1 protein-coding gene is annotated in these 741 nt (G+C 58.4%); it reads right to left on the bottom strand.

From position 1 onward, the window contains the following. Nucleotides 1-644: 644 nt before the first annotated feature. The coding region (locus GWG67_RS39060; protein ID WP_342761082.1) for an IS3 family transposase at nt 645-741 on the bottom strand (97 nt) is incomplete at its 5' end.

The following is a 741-nucleotide window of genomic DNA, read 5'->3' on the forward strand; positions in this document are numbered from 1 at the left end:
GTGGTTGGGGTTGGGGCGGTGCCGGGATCGGTCTCGCAACTGGAGCTCTCATCGGGGCCGCACTAGCGAGCCCGGGTTACGGTTACGGTTACGGTTACGGCTACGCTCCATATGATTATGGTTATGGCTACGCGCCCGCTTATGCGTACGACGACTATGCCCCGGCTTACGGCTATGGCTATTCGACTCCGTACTGGGGCTACAGGCGGCACTTTGGCTACCGACACTACGGATATGGGCTTAGATACGGTGGTTACGGTGCCAGAATCGGATATGGCGGATACAGGGCCGGATATGTCCGAGCGGGATACGGACTCGGGCATGGTGGGTACCGAGGCGGATACGCCCGCGTGGGGTACGGCGGAGCAGCAATGCATCGCGGACGCGTCCGTTAGCGCTCATTGTGTGGGGTACGACTCGCGTTTGGAGGAACGCTGCGACACGAGGCGTAAAATGCCAACTTCAAATCCCACTCAAGGTCGCTCCTATCGGAACGGTCTTTTGCTTCTGATGAAAGGCACAAGAAGTCACCTTAATAGGGATCGAACGCGCGATGGTGCAAGCTAAACCGCTAGCACCTGTATTCCAGGACGTGGTGTCGAGGCCCAGGCGCCTGAGCTGCTGCCGGTTTGAAGGACACCCGGTTAAGCTAATCCGACCTTACGCTCGAACTCAACAGGGCTGAGATACCCGATCGTCGAATGGCGCCTCACGGCGTTATAGAACCGCTCGATGTAGTCG

Origin of the sequence: Bradyrhizobium sp. CSS354 (assembly GCF_029051725.1) — a bacterium.
Classification (GTDB): Bacteria; Pseudomonadota; Alphaproteobacteria; order Rhizobiales; family Xanthobacteraceae; genus Bradyrhizobium.